The 20,279-nt window shown below is 50.0% G+C and carries 14 protein-coding genes; 4 read left to right on the top strand and 10 right to left on the bottom strand.

Annotated elements, in window-relative coordinates; translation table 11 throughout:
• Positions 1–68 precede the first annotated feature (68 nt).
• From ACM1PF_RS28085 to ACM1PF_RS28055, 7 genes are all read right to left on the bottom strand, one after another.
• Positions 69–251, bottom strand: a complete 183-nt coding sequence (locus ACM1PF_RS28085; protein WP_416669429.1) for a hypothetical protein — start codon at positions 249–251, stop codon at positions 69–71.
• Complete coding sequence (locus tag ACM1PF_RS28080) at positions 241–513, bottom strand: hypothetical protein (protein WP_416669428.1); 273 nt, start codon at positions 511–513, stop codon at positions 241–243. The genes ACM1PF_RS28085 and ACM1PF_RS28080 overlap by 11 nt, the downstream gene beginning before the upstream one ends.
• Before the next feature lie 80 nt (positions 514–593).
• On the bottom strand, positions 594–1,859 hold the full coding sequence (locus tag ACM1PF_RS28075) for a type I restriction endonuclease subunit R, EcoR124 family (protein ID WP_416669427.1): 1,266 nt from the start codon (positions 1,857–1,859) through the stop codon (positions 594–596).
• Positions 1,860–2,223: 364 nt separating this feature from the next.
• Positions 2,224–3,285 carry a linear amide C-N hydrolase gene (locus tag ACM1PF_RS28070; protein ID WP_416669425.1) on the bottom strand — a complete coding sequence of 354 codons (1,062 nt, stop codon included), beginning with the start codon at positions 3,283–3,285 and terminating at the stop codon, positions 2,224–2,226.
• A 187-nt stretch (positions 3,286–3,472) separates the two neighbouring features.
• Complete coding sequence (locus ACM1PF_RS28065) at positions 3,473–5,857, bottom strand: hybrid sensor histidine kinase/response regulator (protein WP_416669423.1); 2,385 nt, start codon at positions 5,855–5,857, stop codon at positions 3,473–3,475.
• Between the two features lie 9 nt (positions 5,858–5,866).
• Positions 5,867–6,013, bottom strand: coding sequence for a hypothetical protein (locus ACM1PF_RS28060; RefSeq protein ID WP_416669421.1), 147 nt, complete (start codon positions 6,011–6,013; stop codon positions 5,867–5,869).
• Between the two features lie 2 nt (positions 6,014–6,015).
• On the bottom strand, positions 6,016–11,979 hold the full coding sequence (locus tag ACM1PF_RS28055) for a hybrid sensor histidine kinase/response regulator (RefSeq protein WP_416669419.1): 5,964 nt from the start codon (positions 11,977–11,979) through the stop codon (positions 6,016–6,018).
• A gap of 445 nt (positions 11,980–12,424) precedes the next feature.
• Here ACM1PF_RS28055 and ACM1PF_RS28050 point away from each other — a divergent pair, with 445 nt between their 5' ends.
• From ACM1PF_RS28050 to ACM1PF_RS28040, 3 genes are all read left to right on the top strand, one after another.
• Positions 12,425–13,108 (top strand): PAP/fibrillin family protein, encoded by a 684-nt coding sequence (locus tag ACM1PF_RS28050; RefSeq protein ID WP_416669417.1) that lies wholly within the window; start codon positions 12,425–12,427, stop codon positions 13,106–13,108.
• A 270-nt stretch (positions 13,109–13,378) separates the two neighbouring features.
• Positions 13,379–13,759, top strand: coding sequence for a hypothetical protein (locus tag ACM1PF_RS28045; RefSeq protein ID WP_416669415.1), 381 nt, complete (start codon positions 13,379–13,381; stop codon positions 13,757–13,759).
• 9 nt (positions 13,760–13,768) lie between these two features.
• A complete protein-coding gene (locus ACM1PF_RS28040) occupies positions 13,769–16,345 on the top strand; it encodes a caspase family protein (RefSeq protein ID WP_416669413.1) in 2,577 nt (858 codons plus the stop codon).
• Between the two features lie 73 nt (positions 16,346–16,418).
• Here ACM1PF_RS28040 and ACM1PF_RS28035 read toward each other — a convergent pair whose 3' ends face one another.
• The 3 genes from ACM1PF_RS28035 to ACM1PF_RS28025 form a co-directional block, all read right to left on the bottom strand.
• Positions 16,419–17,363: a DUF4432 family protein gene (locus tag ACM1PF_RS28035; RefSeq protein ID WP_416669411.1), complete on the bottom strand. Its 945-nt coding sequence runs from the start codon at positions 17,361–17,363 to the stop codon at positions 16,419–16,421.
• Between the two features lie 104 nt (positions 17,364–17,467).
• Positions 17,468–18,679 (bottom strand): DUF4336 domain-containing protein, encoded by a 1,212-nt coding sequence (locus ACM1PF_RS28030; RefSeq protein ID WP_416676827.1) that lies wholly within the window; start codon positions 18,677–18,679, stop codon positions 17,468–17,470.
• Between the two features lie 335 nt (positions 18,680–19,014).
• On the bottom strand, positions 19,015–19,896 hold the full coding sequence (locus ACM1PF_RS28025) for a DNA-processing protein DprA (RefSeq protein WP_416669409.1): 882 nt from the start codon (positions 19,894–19,896) through the stop codon (positions 19,015–19,017).
• 196 nt (positions 19,897–20,092) lie between these two features.
• Here ACM1PF_RS28025 and psb34 point away from each other — a divergent pair, with 196 nt between their 5' ends.
• The gene (gene psb34 / locus ACM1PF_RS28020) at positions 20,093–20,260 is read left to right on the top strand and encodes a photosystem II assembly protein Psb34 (protein ID WP_416669408.1); all 168 of its coding nucleotides are present in this window, start codon (positions 20,093–20,095) and stop codon (positions 20,258–20,260) included.
• Positions 20,261–20,279: the final 19 nt, after the last annotated feature.

The following is a 20,279-nucleotide window of genomic DNA, read 5'->3' as shown; positions in this document are numbered from 1 at the left end:
AAAGCGCAGTTGAGGCACGAGTTTACGTTGTGCCGTTGGCTTCATCCCCTTAGTGTCTTGCTTATTGCTCATAGACCTGATGCGTCTTTTCCGTCTTGCCGCATAGGATTGTGAATCGTCAAGCCATCGACCCACTCAAAATCCTTCTCATTGGCGGTTGCCAAAGGCAGTTGATGTTCCAGACAGGTTGCAGCAATCAAAGCATAGGGCGGCTGTGTGGCATAAATAATCAAATTGCTATCAATCAGCATAGTTTCTTCCCGGCAAAGGTCGATCCTGGCGTTGTTCACGCTGCCAAGCAACGGGATCGGCAACGTCGCCATAGGGATTTAGGGCAGCCGCCTGTGCCAATGCCGCCGCAAGGCGTTCCCGTTTCTGGTTGCTGTCCATAGCCGGGACGGGGTTAGCCTGCGCTTTTTGCTCCAGGTAGATGGCATAGTTCAGCAATTCCGCCTGCAAGGCGGGCGGCAAGGCAGCGGCATGGTGTTGAAGTTGTTGCAAGATGCTGTTCATGGTTTGGTTTCCTGCTTATTGCTCATAGACCTCTAACCCCGAAATCTCCCGCCCCTGCGCCAGCTTCTTCAACAGCGGAATCAAATCTCCTCCATCAGCGCCAGTTCCGCCCTGGTACGAGCCTTCCAGCCCAACTCCAGCGGCGCAAACAGATTGCTAAGGGCATCGCCATCGAACACCATGCGGCGCAGAATCGCATCCACGAAGGCTTGCAGGGCAGTGGTTTCCAACCCGTGCCTGGTGGCAATGGCGACCAGTTCGCGGTCCTGTTTTTCCGCCTTAAAGCGTTCATAGCCCGCACGGATCGCCTGCTCGTCCAGCCCTTTGCCCACTTCCAGCGTGTTGATATATAGGGTTTCAGTGTTGGTGTTTTCCTCAACACAACCTTTCTGGAATTTATTGAATTCCTCCCGCGTCTGGCGATCGAGATCCTTGCGATCCATCACAAACAGGCATTTGTCGATGTCGGGGTTGTCCTTTAGCAGGGTAGACGCTTTGAAGGAGGTCAAAGTCTTACCGCTACCAGTTGTATGCCAGATGTAGCCATTGCCGCTGCTACGGTGAATGCAATCGACGATCGCCTTAACTGCATAGATCTGGTAGGGACGCATCATCATCAGCCTTTGCTCGCTAGCCACCAGCACCATGTAGCGGCTAATCATCTCGCCTAGGGCGCACTTGGCAAGGAACTTCTCAGCGAAGTTATCCAGGTGAGTGATCTTCTGGTTATCAACATCCGCGAACTGGTAGAGGGGCAGAAAACGCTCATCAGCATTAAAACTGAAGTGGCGGATGTTGTTGTTAGCAAAATACCAGGTGTCGCTGCGATTACTGACGATAAAAAGCTGGATGAAACACAGCAGAGTCTTGCCATACCCATTACCGGGGTCATTTTTATAATCGACGATCTGCTGCATGGCACGACGCGGACTGATGGCCAGCGTTTTTAGCTCGATCTGCACCACGGGCACACCGTTGATCAGCAGAATCACATCGTAGCGGTGGTGGCTGCTATCGGTATTCATGCGTAGCTGGTTGACCACCTCGAAGCTGTTCTTGCACCAGTGCTTGATGTTGACCAGGGTGTAGTAGAGGGGCGTACCGTCGTCGCGCTCAAAGCTATTGCGCTCCCGCAAATGGCGGGCATTAGCGAAAATATCTGGGGTGACGATCGATTCCAGCAGTCGAGGAAACTCGCTGTCAGTCAAGTGGACGCGGTTGAGTGCCTCGAACTTTTCGCGGAAGTTTTGCTCCAGCGCGGCGCGATCTCGAATATCCGGGCGATAGCTGTACTTGAGGTCATCCAGCTTTTCGATCAAGGCTTGTTCGATTACTTGTTCGGTCATCGTCACGCTCAACGGTTACAGACAGTTAGCCTTCTGACTGTAGGGTCTTGGTTAAATACCTCTATATTACTAACTTCTGCTGTTTTTACTCGTGAATACTCACTTAGGAACAGTGACTGCTGGAATGAGATCGTCGCATGACAATTTATTGTACGAGCCACTTCGTCTAACCACCCTGTATAAGCAGTGATACAAATTACCTACTGTATAACCACCTGATTCGGGTGAATGAACAATAGCTTCTTTGCATAATAGTCCTGCTGAAGAGAGTGATGCAGCAAAATTCTGTATGTCTTCCGTTTTGCCCCAGTATTACACTGTACTACGGCGTTGTTTTTATCACATCCTTGCCAGGGGCTACAGATCATAGACCCTGAAATCTAAATGGCTCTGAGCTGACAAACTCGTCAGACACCTCACCTGCATAGACTTCGCCATTGCTGAGCCTGAGCACTCTGGCCCCACTGTTTTCGCTAAAGTCAACCCGGTTCAGGTCAACCCAAAAGGTGTTGGGGGTCAGTGCAGTCTCAAAATAGTAAATCAGGTTTTTTTGATCCGCAACAACTCTCCACTGTGTCGTAGACAGGTTTGGAAAACCTTCCGTAGATATACCGTAGGGCACAGAGGTATTTCTAATGACGCTAAACACACTGGCAGCCGCAATTTGTGGATCATCGGTTTGCGGAATCGCATTGATGTAATAGCTCGCTCGCACAAAACGGTCTGCAGCGCGATTGGTGCCCGGCAGAAACACATTCCCCGGAATATTTCGCCAGTAATCATTGATGGCGAGTTGTTCCTCAAACAGGGGGTCGTTAGTCATCACGGTATACGAAGGGTCATGATGGATAACCAACTGTCCACCAACGTACTCAAATATGGCATTATCGCCCGTGGCATCCGAGAGCGAAAGGTGTACCGTCGCTAATTTGTCAGTTCCAGGAATGAAATCGGTTACAACCACAAATTCTTCTCGCGCCAGGGCTTCAACTGCTTCGGCAACAGTTGCAAAATTGTCGAGTACGTACTGCGCCCAAGCAGAAATTGTTAGCCCTGGACGATCGCCATCGCTGTCAAAAGCCGGATATTCTGACTGCACGAGCCAAAGCATGTTTGCGACCAGACCCTTTTCATTCATCCCGTCCGGTGTGGCAATATCCCAGGAACTTGCAATGACACTGCCATACCTGGAAGTCCACTCAATGGAGTTTGGCCCCACTTCGCCATTGCGTTGCATGCCTCTAGGAAAAATCCAGAGATTGGCAGGGATATCCAGCGAAAAATCCATCGTTCGCCCAGTTAAAACAGTATCATTGGGCCCTTTGTAGACCACTCTGGTGCAAGCTTCCGCGATCTGTGTGAAAGCAGAAAGCTTCAAGGAAACGAGAACAGAAATCGCTAAAATTCTCTTTAGTATGGTACGCATAGAATAATTCCCTGGAATGCCTGAGCCGGAAGGCTTGAGGTAAGTCTGTTCTTACCCCGTCACCTGATTTTCTGCATATGTTTTGCCTCACAGTATATATAACAGGAGCAGTGAGGGCAAGCAAAAACGCAGATCCGCGGATGCATTCATGCCTCGGCTGGTGTTATTCCTTAAATGCAGCCCTCACTTAAAAATGAGATCCGATCGGTTGCTCAACGGGCTTTCCCAGCACGACCCGCAGGGTTTGCAGTAATTCTTGAATGGTGTAGGGTTTAGCGAGAAAGTGTTCCATGCCGCTTGCCTCCCGCAACTTGTCGTTGGAGACAAATCCACTGATGGCGATCGTCTTGATCTGCGGCTTGATTTTTTGCAGGGCTTGAATCGTCGTTGGCCCATCCATTGACGGCATCATCATATCGACGATCGCTACAGCAATCTTGTGCTGGTATTGAGTACAGAGGGCGATCGCTTCCATGCCACTGTTAGCAGTCAGCACCTGATAGTTATAAGCTTCCAGAGAAGCTTTAGTAATTGTCAAAATTTGGGTTTCATCGTCTACCAGCAGAATCCATTCTGTATTCCCATTAGGGAGATGAGGGGATTCTATTCGCGGGAACATGGGTGCTTCTACAGCCGGTAAAAACACTTTAAACTCAGACCCTTCACCCACCTGACTTACCACATCGATAAATCCGCCATGACTTTTAACTATGCCCCGGACAGTAGAAAGTCCTAATCCGGTTCCCTTGCCCAGCTCTTTTGTGGTAAAAAAGGGTTCAAAGATCCGATCCATCACTTCGGCTGACATGCCTGTTCCGGTATCTTTCACACTCATTTCAATGTAGGAACCGATGGCAGCATCCAGATGGGTGCGGGCGTAGTATTCATCCACCAATCGATTTTTGGCAGAAATCGTCAGCGTCCCCCCCTCGGGCATTGCATCACGCGCGTTCACGACCAGATTCATCAATAATTGGTGCAGATGTGTGGCATCAGCAGACACCAGACAAAGCTCCGGTTCCACATCGGTGAGCAGCGTAATCGATTTAGGAAAGGTCTTTGCAGCAATCTGCTTCACTTCGTGGATCAGATCTTTCACCTGGACGATCGCCTGTTTGCCCTCCACACCACGGGTAAATTGCAGGACTTGCTTGACCAGTTCAGCCCCACGCTTGGTATTCGCTTCAACAATTTTCAGCAAGTTTCGGCTTTGTTCATCAGCATTAGGAAACTTTAACTGGAGGAGTTGAGCGGTACCCAGAACGGGGGTGAGGATATTGTTGAGATCATGAGCAATTCCTCCGGCCAGCGTTCCCAAACTTTCCAGCCGCTGCGATCGCAAAAACTGGCTTTCGAGCTGTTTCTTTTCGGTAATGTCTGTATTCACCGTCAGGATAGATTTTGGTTGTCCTTGAGCATCCCGCATCAATGTCCAACGGCTGGCTACAATAATTTCCTTACCCTGTTTATTGACCTGCTGCAATTCCCCCTGCCATGCTCCTTTCTCCATCAGACTGACTTCGATCGCTTCCAGTTGTTTAATTGAGTCCAGACGATACAACAGCCGATTCGCATCCTGATTGATTACCTCTTCAGCCTGCCATCCGTAAACCTGCTCTGCCCCCTTACTCCAATACTGAATTTTATGATCTAAATCTCGCACCAAAATCGCATCGGTTGTGATGTTGAGTAGTGCCGCCTGTTCCCGAATTTTATCTTCTGCTTGCTTATGCTGAGTCAGGTCAAGGACAAAACCCACGATCGTCTGTTGCGCATCATCCAGTACTGCTCCGCCAACCATGACTGGAATCCGGTGTCCATCCTGATGGAAATATTCTTTCTCAAAGGTGGTAAACACGCCAGTCTCGTGCAGTTCGGTCAGGGCGACTTGTTGAAGATGAGCGTATTCTGGGGGTGTCATGGACTGCCAATTTAAGTTCCCCGACTCCAAATCAGCGCGATCGTATCCCATCATTTGCAGGAAGGCATCATTGGCATCGGTGATCTGGCCATCCATCAAGCTAAAAATAACGCCGATCACATTCGACTCAATCAACCGTCTAAATCGCGCTTCACTGCGCTGTAATGCTCTAAAAGCTTGCTCGCGTTCAGCCTCTACCCGCTGGCGGTGTTGAATTTCCTGTTCCAGTCGCTCATTCTGTTCCGTCAAGCTCTTTGTCAAATTTTGTAGCCGCACGTGCGTATTGACCCGTGCTAAAACCTCTTCGTGATTCAGAGGTTTGGTAATGTAATCAACGGCTCCGAGATGTAATCCTTTTACCTTGTCAACATTATCACTCACGGCCGTCAGAAAGATAATCGGAATCTCCTGGGTATCTGGGTGTGCTTTCAGGCGACGACAGGTTTCAAATCCATCGATTCCAGGCATAAGGACATCGAGCAAAATCAAATCCGGTGGGGCATATTCCGCCAGGGCGATCGCTCTTTCCCCATCTTCAGCAACCACCACTTTGAAACCCGCAGACTCCAGCAAATCGAGCAACACCTCTAAATTCGTCGGCGTGTCGTCCACGATTAAAATCACACCTTGTTCAGCTACATCTGTACTCATGCCCACCTCCTAAAATTGCTCCAAAAATTCCAATATCTGCCGTCCTTTAAATTCCCTGGCAAGTTGCCGCAGGTGGGTGGCAAAAGGACTCCACTGCGGATCCGCCTCCTCCAGTTGGGTTGCTCGTTTGGCGATGCCCCGGACATCTCCTCGCATGGCTAAATCCAGAAAAATGGCGATCTCTGCTGTGGGGGGAATGGGAAAATCCAGGTTCCTGGCTGACTTGTCCTCCTCTGCCGCGAGCCCCCCCCGTCGCGCTTGTTTTCGTAAATCCATTCCAGGTTTAGGTGAGCCTGCAACTTTTGGAGAAGATGCTCTTCTCGAATCGGTTTAGGCAGAAAATCATTGCAGCCCACCTCAATACTCTGTTGCTGATCAAACTCGAAGACGCTGGCTGAGATGGCAATAATGATGATGTCCTGTAAATCTGGCATGGAGCGGAGCCGACGGGTGGCCTCAAAACCATCCAGATTAGGCATTACCAGATCCAGCAGAATCACATCGGGCTGAAACTCACGCGCCTTGTGCAGTCCGTCCTGCCCATCCACCGCCTCCAAGACCTCAAATCCGATCGGCTCCAGGAAGTTGACCAGAACCGAGCGATTGGTGGGCTTGTCGTCCACGACTAAAATTTTCCGTCGATGCCCTTGAACGCCCGTTACGGAGCGCGTTAAGGTATCGGCTGTATCCGCCGTTGTCTCCGGGATCAGCAGATCTAAATCAAACCAGAAGGTGCTGCCTGCCTCCAGAGTACTCCTGACCTGAAGCGTTCCCCCCATCATTTCAACCAGTTGCCGACTAATGGCCAATCCTAACCCCGTCCCTTCCGTCTTGCGGTGATTTTCGCCCACCTGATGAAACGGCTTAAAGATCTCATCCAGATGTTCTGAGGCAATGCCGATACCGGGGTCTGCCACTTGAAAGCGAATTTTCTGCTCCTGCTCCCCCACCTGAAACACGATCGTGCCTGTTTCGGTAAACTTGATGGCATTCCCCAGCAGGTTCAGCAAGACCTGCCGCAAGCGTTTGTCATCCGCCTGAATCACCTGAGGTAGAGAAGACAGCGGTTGATACACTAGCTCAATCCCTTTCTGCTCTGCTTTAATTCTACAAATTTCGACAATGCTCCGGAGGAATTCCCCAAAATGAAACGCCCTCGGATACAGCTCCATCTTGCGGGCTTCAACTTTAGAGAGATCTAAAACATCGTTAATCAGCGTCAGCAGATGTTCACCGCATTGATGAATGATCGTAATCCGGTTCTTTTGCTGCTCAGACAAATTCCGGTCTTTTTGACAGATCTGGGTATAGCCCAAAATACCGTTCAGGGGTGTCCGCAGTTCATGGCTCATGTTGGCCAAAAACTCACTCTTAGCCCGGTTCGCAGCCTGGGCCGCTTCCTCTGCCCGTTGGCGATCGCGCACCTCCTGCCGCAGTTGGGCTGTCCGCTCGGCCACTTTGGCTTCCAGCGTTTTACTGTAATCCGCTAACTGTTCATGGGATTGTTGCAAGTCCGCGTTTGCAACGGCTAGCTCCTGGTAAAGCCGAGCATTTTCAATCGAAATGGCTGCCTGGGAAGACAAAAGCTGTAATACTTCCACGCGCTCAGCGGTAAAGGCACCCGTTATTAAGTTGTTTTCCAGGTAAAGAATACCGATGAGCTGACCCTGGTGAACGATCGGCGTACAGAGAATAGATTTCGGTTGCTGCTCCAGAATGTAATCATCTGTCGTGAACATTCCGTTGTGAGCTGCATCGTTGAGGACAACATCCTCCTGGGTTTGGCGAACATAATTAATCATAGAGAGCGGCAAGGATTGTCCCATCTCTACGGGAATCCCTTGCTGAACCGCAACTTCATTCTGATGAGCATACCCTGTCGCTTCAATGAAGAGTTTTGCGTCTTTTTCTAGAATTAATACTCCCGTTTCTGCCCCGGCATTTTCCAGTAGGATCTGCATCAACTTCGTCAACAATTTGCTGAAAACAATTTCACCGGAAAGAGCCTGGGCCGCTTTCATGATCGTAGCGAAATCCAGGCTGTAATCGGCTTCAGGATGGCGGGTTGTTTGGTGAGAGTTTGCCGTTTTGGGGCTGCTCTTTGCAGAAGTTCTGGTCAGAAATTGCGGATATTTTGCCTCTAACTGCTCAACTTTCGCCCCAGCTCCCCATACCTGATAGACATAGTGCGCTTTCTGAAAGTAAAGTTGGGCGATCGCCTCTCTGCCCCAGTCCAGATAAAATTTGGCCGCCAGTTCACAGGCCAATGCTTCTTCATTCAGGTATTCATTTTCTTTGGCCAGGGCAATGGCGTGATCGTACCGTTCCATTGCTTTGACCATCTCACCTAAAACGCGATGGCGTTCTGCTTCGACTAAGTAGAATTTGTGCAGATGATTCATCGGGGCATGGTGGGCCCATTGCTGCATTTTTTCCTGATTTGCCTGCACCCGATCGAGAATAGCCTGGCGATCGGACGGGGAAGCCTGGGGGTACAGAGCCAATCGCACTAAGGAATCATAGAAATAAAAGATCACAACCGTTAGCTGGCCCGTTGATGCACCAAAAGAATGTTCAATTTCAGGAATACTGGACAACGCTTCTGGGTAGTTTTCAAACCCATAACAAAGAACCAGTTTATGCAGGTACAGGTAATGCGTTGCCAGTTGGTTATTCGTTTGGCGGTAGAGCGGCAGCATAGGGTCTTCGTTGTAGGCTTCCCCCTTTAGCTGGCATGGATCTGAATCGCTTCCCATCCAGTTGAGGACGGCTTGCCAGCAGATTTTTGTATTGTTGAGGGCGGTTTCCTGGCTGATTCGCTCAATGGCATCTGCGTAAGTGGCGATCGAGCGATCGAGCTGGCTGAGGGGCTGACCTGCAAAAAACGAGTAATGGCTCCACACCATCACAGCATAGCCAGCATATTCTAAATCCCCCGTTTCGATGCCGCTGGAGAAAATGGACAGGAAAGGATCTAAGGTATTTCTGACAGGTTCCTTCCAATGTAGAACCGCCGCGTAGACCAGGTGGCACGTCTTCGCTTCGATCTCCCTGGCATTTAACTGGGTCACCAGCCGCAACGCCAATTGACCCAACTCATAACCCCGCTCAATCTCTCCAACCGCCCCGCACAGCAGCAGACTGTAAACCGCATAGGCAAAGGGAGACACAGAAGCATTACCATACTGCACCGATAAATTCACCTGTTGGCAGACCGTCAAAGGCACCAGAGAGGGCATTCCTGAGTAGCAAGCCGAGAAGATGCTGGACAGAATTCGAATCGCTGCCAGTTGATGGGGATCGGTCATTTCCGGCAGCGTAATTAAGTCCTCCGTCCGGATGCCGCTTAAAATTGCTGCGGTTTCCCCCAGAGCTTGCCCAATATCAGAGGGGACAGGCGATGCGGGAAAGGCAATTCCTAGCTGCCTCAAAACTTGCAGTCCCGTATTTAATGCATCCCGCAGCTTATTCTGCCCCATGTCAGCCTGAATCTGGACTTCGTACACTTTGATGCTGTCCAGTAGAGTTTTGGCACCGTTCTGAACCATTTCAGCCAATCTCTGCATTTCCGCAAAGTCACCATTCAAGAATGCTGCTTCTGCCGCTTCGGTATGCAGTGCCAGGGTCAATTCGTACTCAGTTTCCCAACTGCGATCGCATAACAGTTCCAGTCCCGCTTGTAAATACTGAATTGCTGCCGCCGCCGCTGTGGCGATTTTTGCCTTCTGTCCAGCGATCAAATTCAGTTTGGCAATTTCAATGCGTTCTGCTGTATCGGTCACTTGACCAATTCCAGCGTTGAAGTGATCAACAATTTCAAAAATTCGATCGGGTAACGTGCCTGGAGATGTGTTTTGCCAGAGTAACCGACCGATTTGGAGGTGAGTCGCTTGTTTGGAGCGATCGTCCATCAGCGCGTAGGCTGCCTGCTGTACCCGGTCGTGGAGAAACTTAAATTCCAGATTCAGCCGATGGGGAATTGTCAGGTCTTGTACTGGATCTTGTACTGGATCTTGTACTGGATCTTGTACTGGATCTTGTACTGGATCTTGTACTGGATCTTGTACTGGATCTTGTAATAGATTGCGTAATAAGTCCTGTACAAAAGCGAAGTCAGCGATCGATAAGACTAAACCAGCTTCAATGGCTGGCAACAGATTTTGATACGTATCGACTGGCGATCGTCGAGCAATGGTGGATAGGGTTTTCAGGTCAAAGGCGTTACCCACACAAGCTGCTAACGGTAGCACCTGCTGAGTCAGGTCGGGCAGTTTTCGCAACTTCTGAATCAGCAAGTCCACCACATTATCGGTAATATCCAGTGCTTCAATCTGGGCGAGGTGCCACTGCCAGGACGGCTTACCTCCCGCCGTTGGCGCTGTAAAGGTTAACAGATGCTCTTGATGCAGGGTTTTGAGAAATTGATTGACGAAAAAGGGATTGCCTGAAGTTTTGCGGACGACCAGTTCCGCCAGGGAGTGGACGGCGGCTGCGTCGCTATGGAGGGTATCAGCAATGAGCTGACGAACGTCTGCCAGTGCCAGGGGAGCCAGGGTAATTTCATGAAGTGTCACCGCTTTAGATCGCAGGGCATCCAGCGTCACGATCAGGGGATGGCTGGGGCTGACTTCGTTATCTCGATAGGCTCCAATCAGAAATAAATAGCCCGCTTCTGCATCGGTCAGGATCACCTCCAGCAGCTTGAGCGACGCAGAATCCGCCCATTGCAAATCATCCAGAAACAACACCAGCGGGTGCGTGGGTGAACAAAAAACGCGAATAAACCGTTGAAAAACTAGATTAAATCGGTTCTGTGCTTCCGCAGGAGCCAATTCCAGCGCAGCGGGTTGTTTGCCCACAATCCGCTCCACATCGGGAACCACATCAATAATCACCTGAGCATTCTTACCCAGAGCCGCTAACAATTGGGTACGCCAGTGGGCCAGTTGGGTTTCGCTTTCCGTTAAAAACTGTTTCACCAGGGATTGAAAGGCAATGATCATCGCAGAGTACGGCACATTGCGCTGAAGCTGATCAAATTTACCGGCAATGAAGTAGCCCTTCGCACCCACGATCGGCCTACGAATTTCGTTGACCAAAGACGATTTGCCAATGCCAGAGTACCCCTTCACCAGCATGGCTTCCGTCTGACCCGCCCTGACCTGGGCAAAGGTATTCAGCAACAAATCCACTTCCCGATCGCGCCCATACAGCTTTTCAGGAATCGAAAATTGACCCGATAAATCCAATGCTCCGAGCGGGAACGGGGCGATCGTCCCCGTGGTTTGCAGCATCGTCTGGCACTGTTCCAGGTCAGCCTTCAGTCCCAGCGCACTCTGATACCGCTCTTCTGCCGTCTTCGCCAGCAATTTCATCACTACATCAGACACGACTTCTGGAATCTCTGCATAAACCTGATGCGGCGAGTCAGGGGGTTTGGCAATGTGGCAGTGAATCAGCTCCAGGGTATCCGTCGCCTGAAACGGCAACTGTCCCGTCAACATTTCATAAAACGTGACACCCAGGGAATAGAAGTCAGTGCGATAGTCGATCGAACGGTTCATTCTGCCGGTTTGTTCCGGCGAAATATAGGCAAGCGTTCCTTCAAGCCTAGTCGCCGGACTGACCGCTGCATTTTCCCTCGATAAATAGGTAGAAATTCCGAAATCAATTAACCGAACTTCACCCGTTTTTTGATTAACCAGAATGTTATGGGGTTTAATATCTTTGTGAATAATATTCTGCTGATGCAACTGCGCCAGAATGGCTGCCAAATGAATCGCAATTTGTAAAAAATTATTTACTTGAAATCGCCCCGTGGCGATCGCTTTTGCCAGCGATTCTCCCTCAAAATCTGACAGAATCAGGGCAAGGCCATTCCCATGACTTTCTAAGGCGATCGGCTTAACAATTTCTTCAATATTTAGATTTTGGAGTATTTGATATTCGTGTTTGAGTCGGGCGAGTTGCTCAACGGATGGATATTCCGCCTTCAGTGTTTTGATAATCACTGATGTTGCTTCGAGCTGATTTTCTGATGCTGATTTTGCCCGGTAAATACAGGTGGTGGCTCCTTCATCCAGAACTTCGAGTAAGTTGTAGCCCGCGATCGTCATACTCATTTTTGTTTACTGAAATGTTGTCCGAGTCGATGCTCAGCACTAACTTTGATTACTGGAGAAATATTGGAGAAGGAGACACTTGAGCATTGTTTGCATAGGCTGAAGTAAACAGTATAACGTTCATCTCTATCCCTGAACTGAACCAACAACCCTGCACAGCAATTCTCACTTTAAAAAGTTGAGTCTTTGAACCCCTTATGCAAAGATGACTTGATAATTATTTACAAACTATCGAATTGCCTGAAACAGGACACGCCATTCCCAAAACTCGTCCGGAGATCGTCATTCAAGCTATCTGGAGCATTGAAGCGCGGTTGTAAGACCCGTCTGCAAACTCCGTTAAGGGTTTTGGATAGGCCGTAAGCGCGAAATTCTCAGAGCAAATTCTTAGAGCAAATTCTCAGAGCAAATTCTCAGAGCAAATTCTCAAAGCAAGATTGTAAGATTGGCTCAATCCCGTCTGACGACAGACGGTGCCTCGGACATTGCAGCCTTGATGACTCTCATGGATCAAGAAACTCGCTCAACCCTCAAAACCCAATTATTCCGCCAAATTGCAGCCCTTGGACGGCAAAATGCCCTCTTGCCTTCAGCGGCAGGAGCGATCGATCAACTCATCATGCAATTAGAGCAGGGTAATCCCACCCCTCATCCCCTCCATTCCGCTGCAATGCCACAACTGCTAGGAGCCTGGGAACTGATCTACGCTTCACGGGGCACCGTTGTAACCCGCAGACTGGCACCCTTCTCTCCTGGATTCGGTGCTACAGGCGTTACCATTCATTCAGTTTGGCAAACGTTAACCTTCCATGCGCCAAAGACGCTGAATGCGGAAAATGGAGCAGAGTTGGAGATTCCCTTCCTGGGAAGATGGCGGCTCCGTGCAGACGGTCAATGGGGTTGGGAGGAGGAACGGGAACAGGAAGCTACCGTCAAGTTCAATGCGTTTGCGATACAGGCGAGACAAGCTTTTGGACAACCACAATGGCAACTACCGGAATTGAAAATTCCTGTCCTGGAGTTTCTGCAAAATGAAGCCTGGTGGAGAACGTCTTACCTGGATGAGGATTTAAGAGTCGGACGGGGAAAAACTGGAAATCTGTTTGTCTTCCGTAAATCCATAATGTAGGACTGTAGTTTGCTTTGGCAGCGCAGTAGAGCAAGTTTTTCGCCTACGGTGGGCAATGCCCCCTTTACAATTACTTTCCGATCTTCGTATCTACACCAGGCTGCTATCCTTTCTGCCACCCCTTCAACTCATACGAACAACATCGGGAATACGGCTTTCTTCCCATTGTCTTAATTCGGCGATACGAAGATTGAGGATGGGAGGGAAACGATAATTTCCCAAGTGTTCTAGTAGACCCTAGCAGATTTACAAGATTTATAAGAGGTTTTTATGGTAATCAGCGCATCTCCAATTAAATTAACCATTCAATTCATTGATAACGCTCTAGATCCAGAAGAGCGAGATGAACAGGCTCAAACTTTGATCAATGAACTGAGAACAATCGATGAAGTTGAAACTGTAAGCCGTGTGCTTGACCCCAATCCACCTCAGGGGAATAAGGCGATCGGCGGCGTTTTGATAGGTTTGCTGACGGCTGAAATTAGTCATGAAAACATTAAGGGCATGTTTCACTTTTTGAGCGATCGTTTGAGAGGCAAGCCCATTGAACTGGAGGTGGAGGCAAACGGCAAAAAGCTAAAAGTAACTGCGAGTAGCCGTGAAGAACTAGAAATCGCTATCCAAGCTGCACAACGTTTTGTAGCAACATAGGAGGGGAGTATGTCTAAGCTCGCCTTACTCATTGGGGTAAGTGAGTATGAACCTGGTCTCAATACTCTTCCCAGTGCAGTTAAAGATGTAGAAGCAATTTACCGAATTCTAAAACACTCAGATATCGGGGGGTTTAGTGAAGAAAATATTGTTCGCTTGTGTAATCCCAATCGCCAGCGAATGGAGGAAGCAATTGAACAACTGTTCTTTAATCGCCAAAAGAATGATTTAGTGTTGCTATTCTTTTCAGGACATGGCATTAAGGATGATACTGGCAAACTGTATTTAGCAAACTGCAAAACCCGCAAAACTCGGCAGGGTGAATTAATTCGCTCTACGGCAGTTGCCGCTAGCTTTATCCACGACAGCATGAACCGCAGTCGATCGCGCCATCAGGTGATTATTCTTGACTGCTGTTTCAGTGGAGCCTTTGCAGAAGGGTTATCGGCAAAGGATGATGGCTCTATTGATTTGAAAGCACAACTAGGCGGAGAAGGAAGAGTCATCCTAACCTCTTCGACTTCTACCCAATATTCCTTTGAACAGGCCAACACCGACCTTTCAATCTATACACGCTATTTGGTTGAAGGACTGGAAAGTGGAGCCGCTGATCAGGATAAAGATGGGCAGATCTCAGTTGATGAACTGCACGAGTATGCTAAACAGAAGGTGCAGGAAATCGCTCCTGCAATGAAGCCGGAAATTTATGCAGTGAAGGAAGGTTTCAAAATTCGCATTGCCCACACCCTGATACTGGATCCTCAACAGCAATATGGTAAAGCCGTAGTGCAAGTAGCCAGTCGGGGTGAAATCTCCGATATTGCCCGGGTGGCGCTGACTGCAAAACAGACGCAACTGGGACTGTCTCCAGAGGAGGCACTGGCGATCGAGTCAGAAGTCCTGCAACCTTCGCGACAATATCAGCAAAATCTGCGTCAGTACGAACAGAAATTTATTGAGGCAATTCTTCAAAACTCTCCGCTCAAGCAATCGGCACGGAATGACTTGCGCTACCTGCAACAGGTTTTGGAGTTAAAAGATGAGGATATTAATGATCTTGAGGCAAGGATTGGTGCACAAGCCAAAACTGAACTAGCGGTGAAGGGCAAGCCATCGCCAGAAGCATCCATTTCTCAACCAACCGCACCACAATCCTCCACGTCTCAGTCGTCCGAATTTTCCCCTGCCCCATCCATCTCGTCCCAAGTCACTGATACCCAATCCACTACTACTACTCAACCGCTTGCGGCTAAACCCAAACCACCCAGGTTTCACCTATCCAGACGATTGGTTATTCAAGTTGCAGCGATCGCCGCTGTTGTGGCCGCAGGGTATCCGGCATTGCAGTGGTATTTCAACCGAGATGCTCTGACCACACTTCAATTGGCTACTCTGTTGCAAAGCCAGGGCAATTACGAAGAGTGCGTTCGTCAGTCTGCCTCTGTTACGAAGGAATCCGCTGTCTACACCAGAGCCCAAGCCCTACTGGGGTTTTGCCAGGTTAAACAGGCACAACAGTTGGTGCAAAACCAGCAGCTTCCCGAGGCAATTACATTGCTCAGCCAGGTTCCTGTTGACAGTGCAATCTACTCGGATGCACAAACGCTTCTCACCCAATTGTCCGCTCTTTTGCTGGATCAAGCGGATGAGAAATATGATCTGGGTGAGCAAGATAGTGCCTTTACGTTGGTGGATGCAATTCCTTCCAACAGCACTGTTTACCCAGAAGCAGAACGCAAACGACGGCAATGGAGCGATGACTGGGTAAAAAATAGCGATCATTTACAGCGCATCCGTCGAGTTTTGGAGGTTAATGATCTACAGGGGGCAATGACAGAACTGCAACAGATTAGCACGCTGTATTGGGTGCGGGAAGCTCACGACATTATTCTGGCAAAAATGACTCAGATTATTGCCTATGAACAGTCGATTGGGACAAATTCCCAAAGGCTTGCCTCAGCTCGACAACTTCAAACAACGGCCGACAATCTGCTGCAAGAAGCGGAAGCGAGAGTGCAACAGCGATCGCAGCAAATCTCATCCCAAAAACCATTGGACTTTCCCACTGAGCCTCCTACTGGTGTCCGTACCTTCATTCCTCCCATTTTCCGACCTGGTAGACGGGTTCCTGTCTTCCCAGATTCTCCTGGTGATAATTTGGAAAGCCCGCCCAGTAGCAACCCACCATTCTCCCCGGAACCACCAGAAGAGCCTGAGCCTGTAGAATCCGAAGCTTTATCACCTACCCCTGATAGTTCTACAGTCCCTGACTCACCAAACAATTCATCACCTCCTCCAGTGGATCCAGGTATCAATCAACTACCTACTACACCTGACCTTCCTCCTAGCCCCCCTCCCACTACTGAGCCAACCCCTGATGCTCTTTCAAATCCCGATACGACAACTGACCCCCAACCTCCTCCAGAGCCACCTGACCCCCAACCTCCTCCAGAGCCACCAGAGCCATATGTACCGTCTGACCCCCAACCTCCTCTAGAGCCATATGTACCGTCTGAACCTCATTTTCCTCCAGAAGTCCCTTTTCCTCAGGACTCTTTTTCCAGTGATGAATCCACGTTTTTCTGAAAACCTGGGCTGGTGCTGAGATAATCATGGACTACAGTAAAATGGCATTGACAATTGCCACAGGTGTTTCACTTTAACGACGTAATTGCAGGGTAAGCTGGCGGCATTGTCGCTCCTGCGGCTGCAAAACCGCGATCGTTTGTTGACGACAGGCCTCCTCCAGATCAGCAGGCATCGTTGTACAGGGTTCAACCACAACCACATAATGATCCCGCCAGCCACCATAGCTTTGAAACATCCAGACGTAGGGAAACGTATCGGTATCAAACGTCAACAGCAGAGCAGATTGGGTGCCCTGGTGCCGAATGCCACAGTAGCCACTGGCCAGATCAGAACTGTAGTAAAACTCTTGAAGCTGGGATGAGGGCGGGGGCATGGTGCGCAGATCGACGGTTTCACCCTTAGCACCGATCGCCTCAGGAAAGCGAGTTTTCCCCGGTTGACCGATCAGTTGACTGAATTCCATAAACGCAGGTTCCACCCAACAATCGGGCAGGAGAATCTCATCTCCCGGTTCGATGGCGATCGCAGCATGGTGCTTAAACAGGAACGGAATCGGCTCCTCCGACTGATTCTCAAACCAGTACACCAGTTTGACCTCCGGGCGACCTGGATCAAGCTGAATCAGCTTTTCCACCCGGACTGGAACCGTCTGGCACTGGTAGCCTAACGTGATGCGAAAGGGCAAGCATTGCAGAACCTCCCACCGTTGCGACCACAACTCGCCGTGATCGACCAAATCCCGTCCCTGGAACCGTCCGGCGGCATCATTGGGAAACACCTCATCCCATCCTCCCGTCCATGCCTCATCAAAGGACGCACCAATGGACAGCGATCGCGTCGCATCAGGATCATAGTGGGAGGGATGCCAGAGCCAGGAATGCCCGGTTTGACAGTCCTGCAATTGGTCAATCCGTCCCCCTAAATCAGGACGAACCGTCAGTTTAATTTGAGAATTCTCTAGCGTTAAAACCTGAGCCTGGGTCGCTTCCAGTGCCATTCCTACACTGCCCCTCATTTTCTTTTCTGCCCCAAAGAATACAGTGCGGCCTCACGCCCTTCACTACTCCTAAAGGGATATTTTTTGGGTAAATTCTTTTCAATTTGCTACATCTCAATCTGCTACATCTGCTCCGGTGGAGTCGTAATCCCCCAGCGATCGAGGTTTTCCTCCAATGTTCTGATAAAGGCCACATCTGCTACGGGGAGCGGTTTGCTGGTACTGCCGAAGGTTTCCTGATTCAGAAATGATAACTCGAACACGGAAAAGGCCTTGCGAAACGCCTGGGGAGTAGTGGCGATCGGTGCATCAAAATGGCAGGGAATGATCCGCTCAAAGTTCCAATGGGCGACGCGATTGGCCCAGTCCAGTACCGCTCGTGGGTTGTGATCCAGGATCAGGGTCTGGAGAATCGGAGCCACAAACGGACGACCCTCCCCACGCAGGGCATGAAACGATCGCTCCCAGCCCGGCTGCCATTGGAACGGAAACCACCCAAAGTAGGCTTTTTTGGAATGATTGGGTGCGTTCAGCCCATCTCGCAGGGACTGAATCAAGCTGCTGGTCTTGAGAACACTGGGTCGAAAATAAATGGCAAACAGGGCAATGCGCTGCCATCCCTTGCGACGGTTCGCCTCACTGTCCTCGATCGCCTGCTTCGCACTATCCCGCGCATGGAAGAGTAAGGGGTAGGGATCGAACTGAAGAATTTCTGGTGGCTCCTGGGGAACCGAGAGTACGGTATCTGTGACTAATAAGCTGTGCGATCGGCGATGGAATAATGCCACTTCCCCAAAGGAACCCCTGCCCAGATCAATATCAAGAATTGCGTAATCAAAGTCATCGGCGAAGGGAGCCTCAGCACTGTTGGCGGGAAGAATGTGGGTGCGCTGTGATGGAAATCCTAGCCAGGGAAGCGGCAGATTCAGGGGAAAACTCCATTGATGGGGAGCTACATAAATTTGCGCATCGGGAAAACAGCGGGCAAAGGCAGGGACAAAAACTTTATGCTCCAGCCCAGAGGCCGTTGGCAGCAGAATGTAGCGCACGGTTCCATGCACCGCTTCCAGTTCTTGAACCAGTCGGATACATTCCCGCGTGGGGGCAATGGGGGCATAAACCAGTAAACCCCCGGAGTCTAATTTCACAACCGTCATCCGAATCGGCACGATCGTATAGAGAATGCCCTGCAACTGCTCAAACGTCCAGACCGTATTGGGAACAACTTCTCGCCGTAGCGTCCGACGACGACGGTAGGGATGGAGCGGCACCAGAAACCAGAATCCCCAGGACTGCTCTCTGCGATTGGTTCTGTCCAGCGATCGCTCCGGCATGAATGATGGATTGACTGAGGTTTTCACGTGCCACCTCCCTACCAGCAGCCCAAACGTTTCTACTCAATACTTCATTTTATAGCTGTAGTCACAGTAGTTAGGACAAATTTAGAGGTAAAAGCCCCGCGCTGCGGGGCTTTTACCTTCCTAATCTCAGTGCGTAGCACTATACTCCCGTTGATCCCGTTGATCCCGTCGGAGCCCTTGAGCGTTGATCCTGGGGAGATGCTCCCTTAGGATCGTGGATTGAATAACTTGCACAATCATTCTGCTTTGTTGACTGGGCGGGCAAGATGCCCACCCCACAAGAATTTCAAGTTATTCAATTTCGATTCCTAACCCAAATGCGCCAAAATCTCCGAGCCATCCACCACTCGAATTGCCCCCCTGGATAAGAGGCGATTGGGCCATTCCATCCCCCGCTCAAAGCAGGAGTTGAGGATAAACAGTTTGCGGCCTTGCTGGAGGGCTGCCTCAGCCTGACTCAGGGTGCCACTGGTTTCCGAGGCTTCCACAATCACCGTCGCTTCACTCAATGCCGCCAGGGTTTTGTTGCGCTCCAGGAAGAAAAAGCGATTCTTGCGGTAGTCCTGCTGGGAGTAAAGGTAAAAGGGCACCTGACTGATCAGGAGCTGAGTTTGGGCAATCTCTCGCTGAAGCGGCAGGTTCTCTCGCGGATAGGGCAGATGCAAGGGGGTGCCAATCACGGCGATCGTCTGTCCTCCGGCTTCCAGGGTGGCGGTATGGGCTGCGGTATCGATGCCCTGGGCCAGCCCTGACATTACCGTGAAGCGATGGGCAACCAGAAAGCGAGCTAACTTTTGGGCCCGCCGGATTCCCAGAGCCGTGGGTTTACGGGTTCCTACCACAGCAACGGAGCGAGTTGAGAGCCAGTCCAGGTTGCCCTGGTAGTAGAAAGCGGGAATGGGATGCCTGGCATCTTGCAGCCGTTGTGGGTAGGACGCATCTGAGTAAAACACGGACTGAAACCGATCGAAGGGTAACAGAGCTGCGATCGTAAGCTGAACGCTGGTGATGTCCTGTTCTGGAATTCCCAGCTTCCAGGCCACCTGGGCAGGGCGATCGTAGTTAAATTGTCGGAACAAATTCGCCACTCTGGTACAGGTGGAAACCTTCATCCAGATGGCTTCGTAGGCAGCAATTTCTGGCGGTGAAGCAATGGCAGGGGCAGGATTTTGGGGCAGATTGAGCAACATCAGCCTTTACCAATCAGCGATCGACGTTAGTACAATTATACTACCTGAAAGCCCTGAGAGTGGGTGGTTAAGCCCTGCTTATCAGAGTTAGAACGAAGCCGTATACCACAAACACCTGGATTTGTTGACTTATTGTAAATATACTGTTACATTTATTTACATAAAGAAACAAAACGCAACTAAAGAAGAGGTCACTATGTATACTCGCAACGAAGAAGGTTTGCTCAACAACTACGCCACGGAACCCGCAGTTTATTTTGCCGAATATCCTTCCCCTGAACAGCAACAACGCTATGCGCTTCAAGGTGCGATCGCTGTTCTTCTCGTCGCTCTTACGGTTTTAACTGCTTTTGCTGTCAGCTAATCTTGATTAAGTCCGATTT

Source organism: Egbenema bharatensis FJBBOT/2019 (genome assembly GCF_048077055.1).
GTDB classification, from domain to species: Bacteria; Cyanobacteriota; Cyanobacteriia; order Elainellales; family Elainellaceae; genus Egbenema; species Egbenema bharatensis.
The sequence above is the reverse complement of the archived record's forward strand: the minus strand, read 5'-3'. Positions and strand labels throughout refer to the sequence as shown.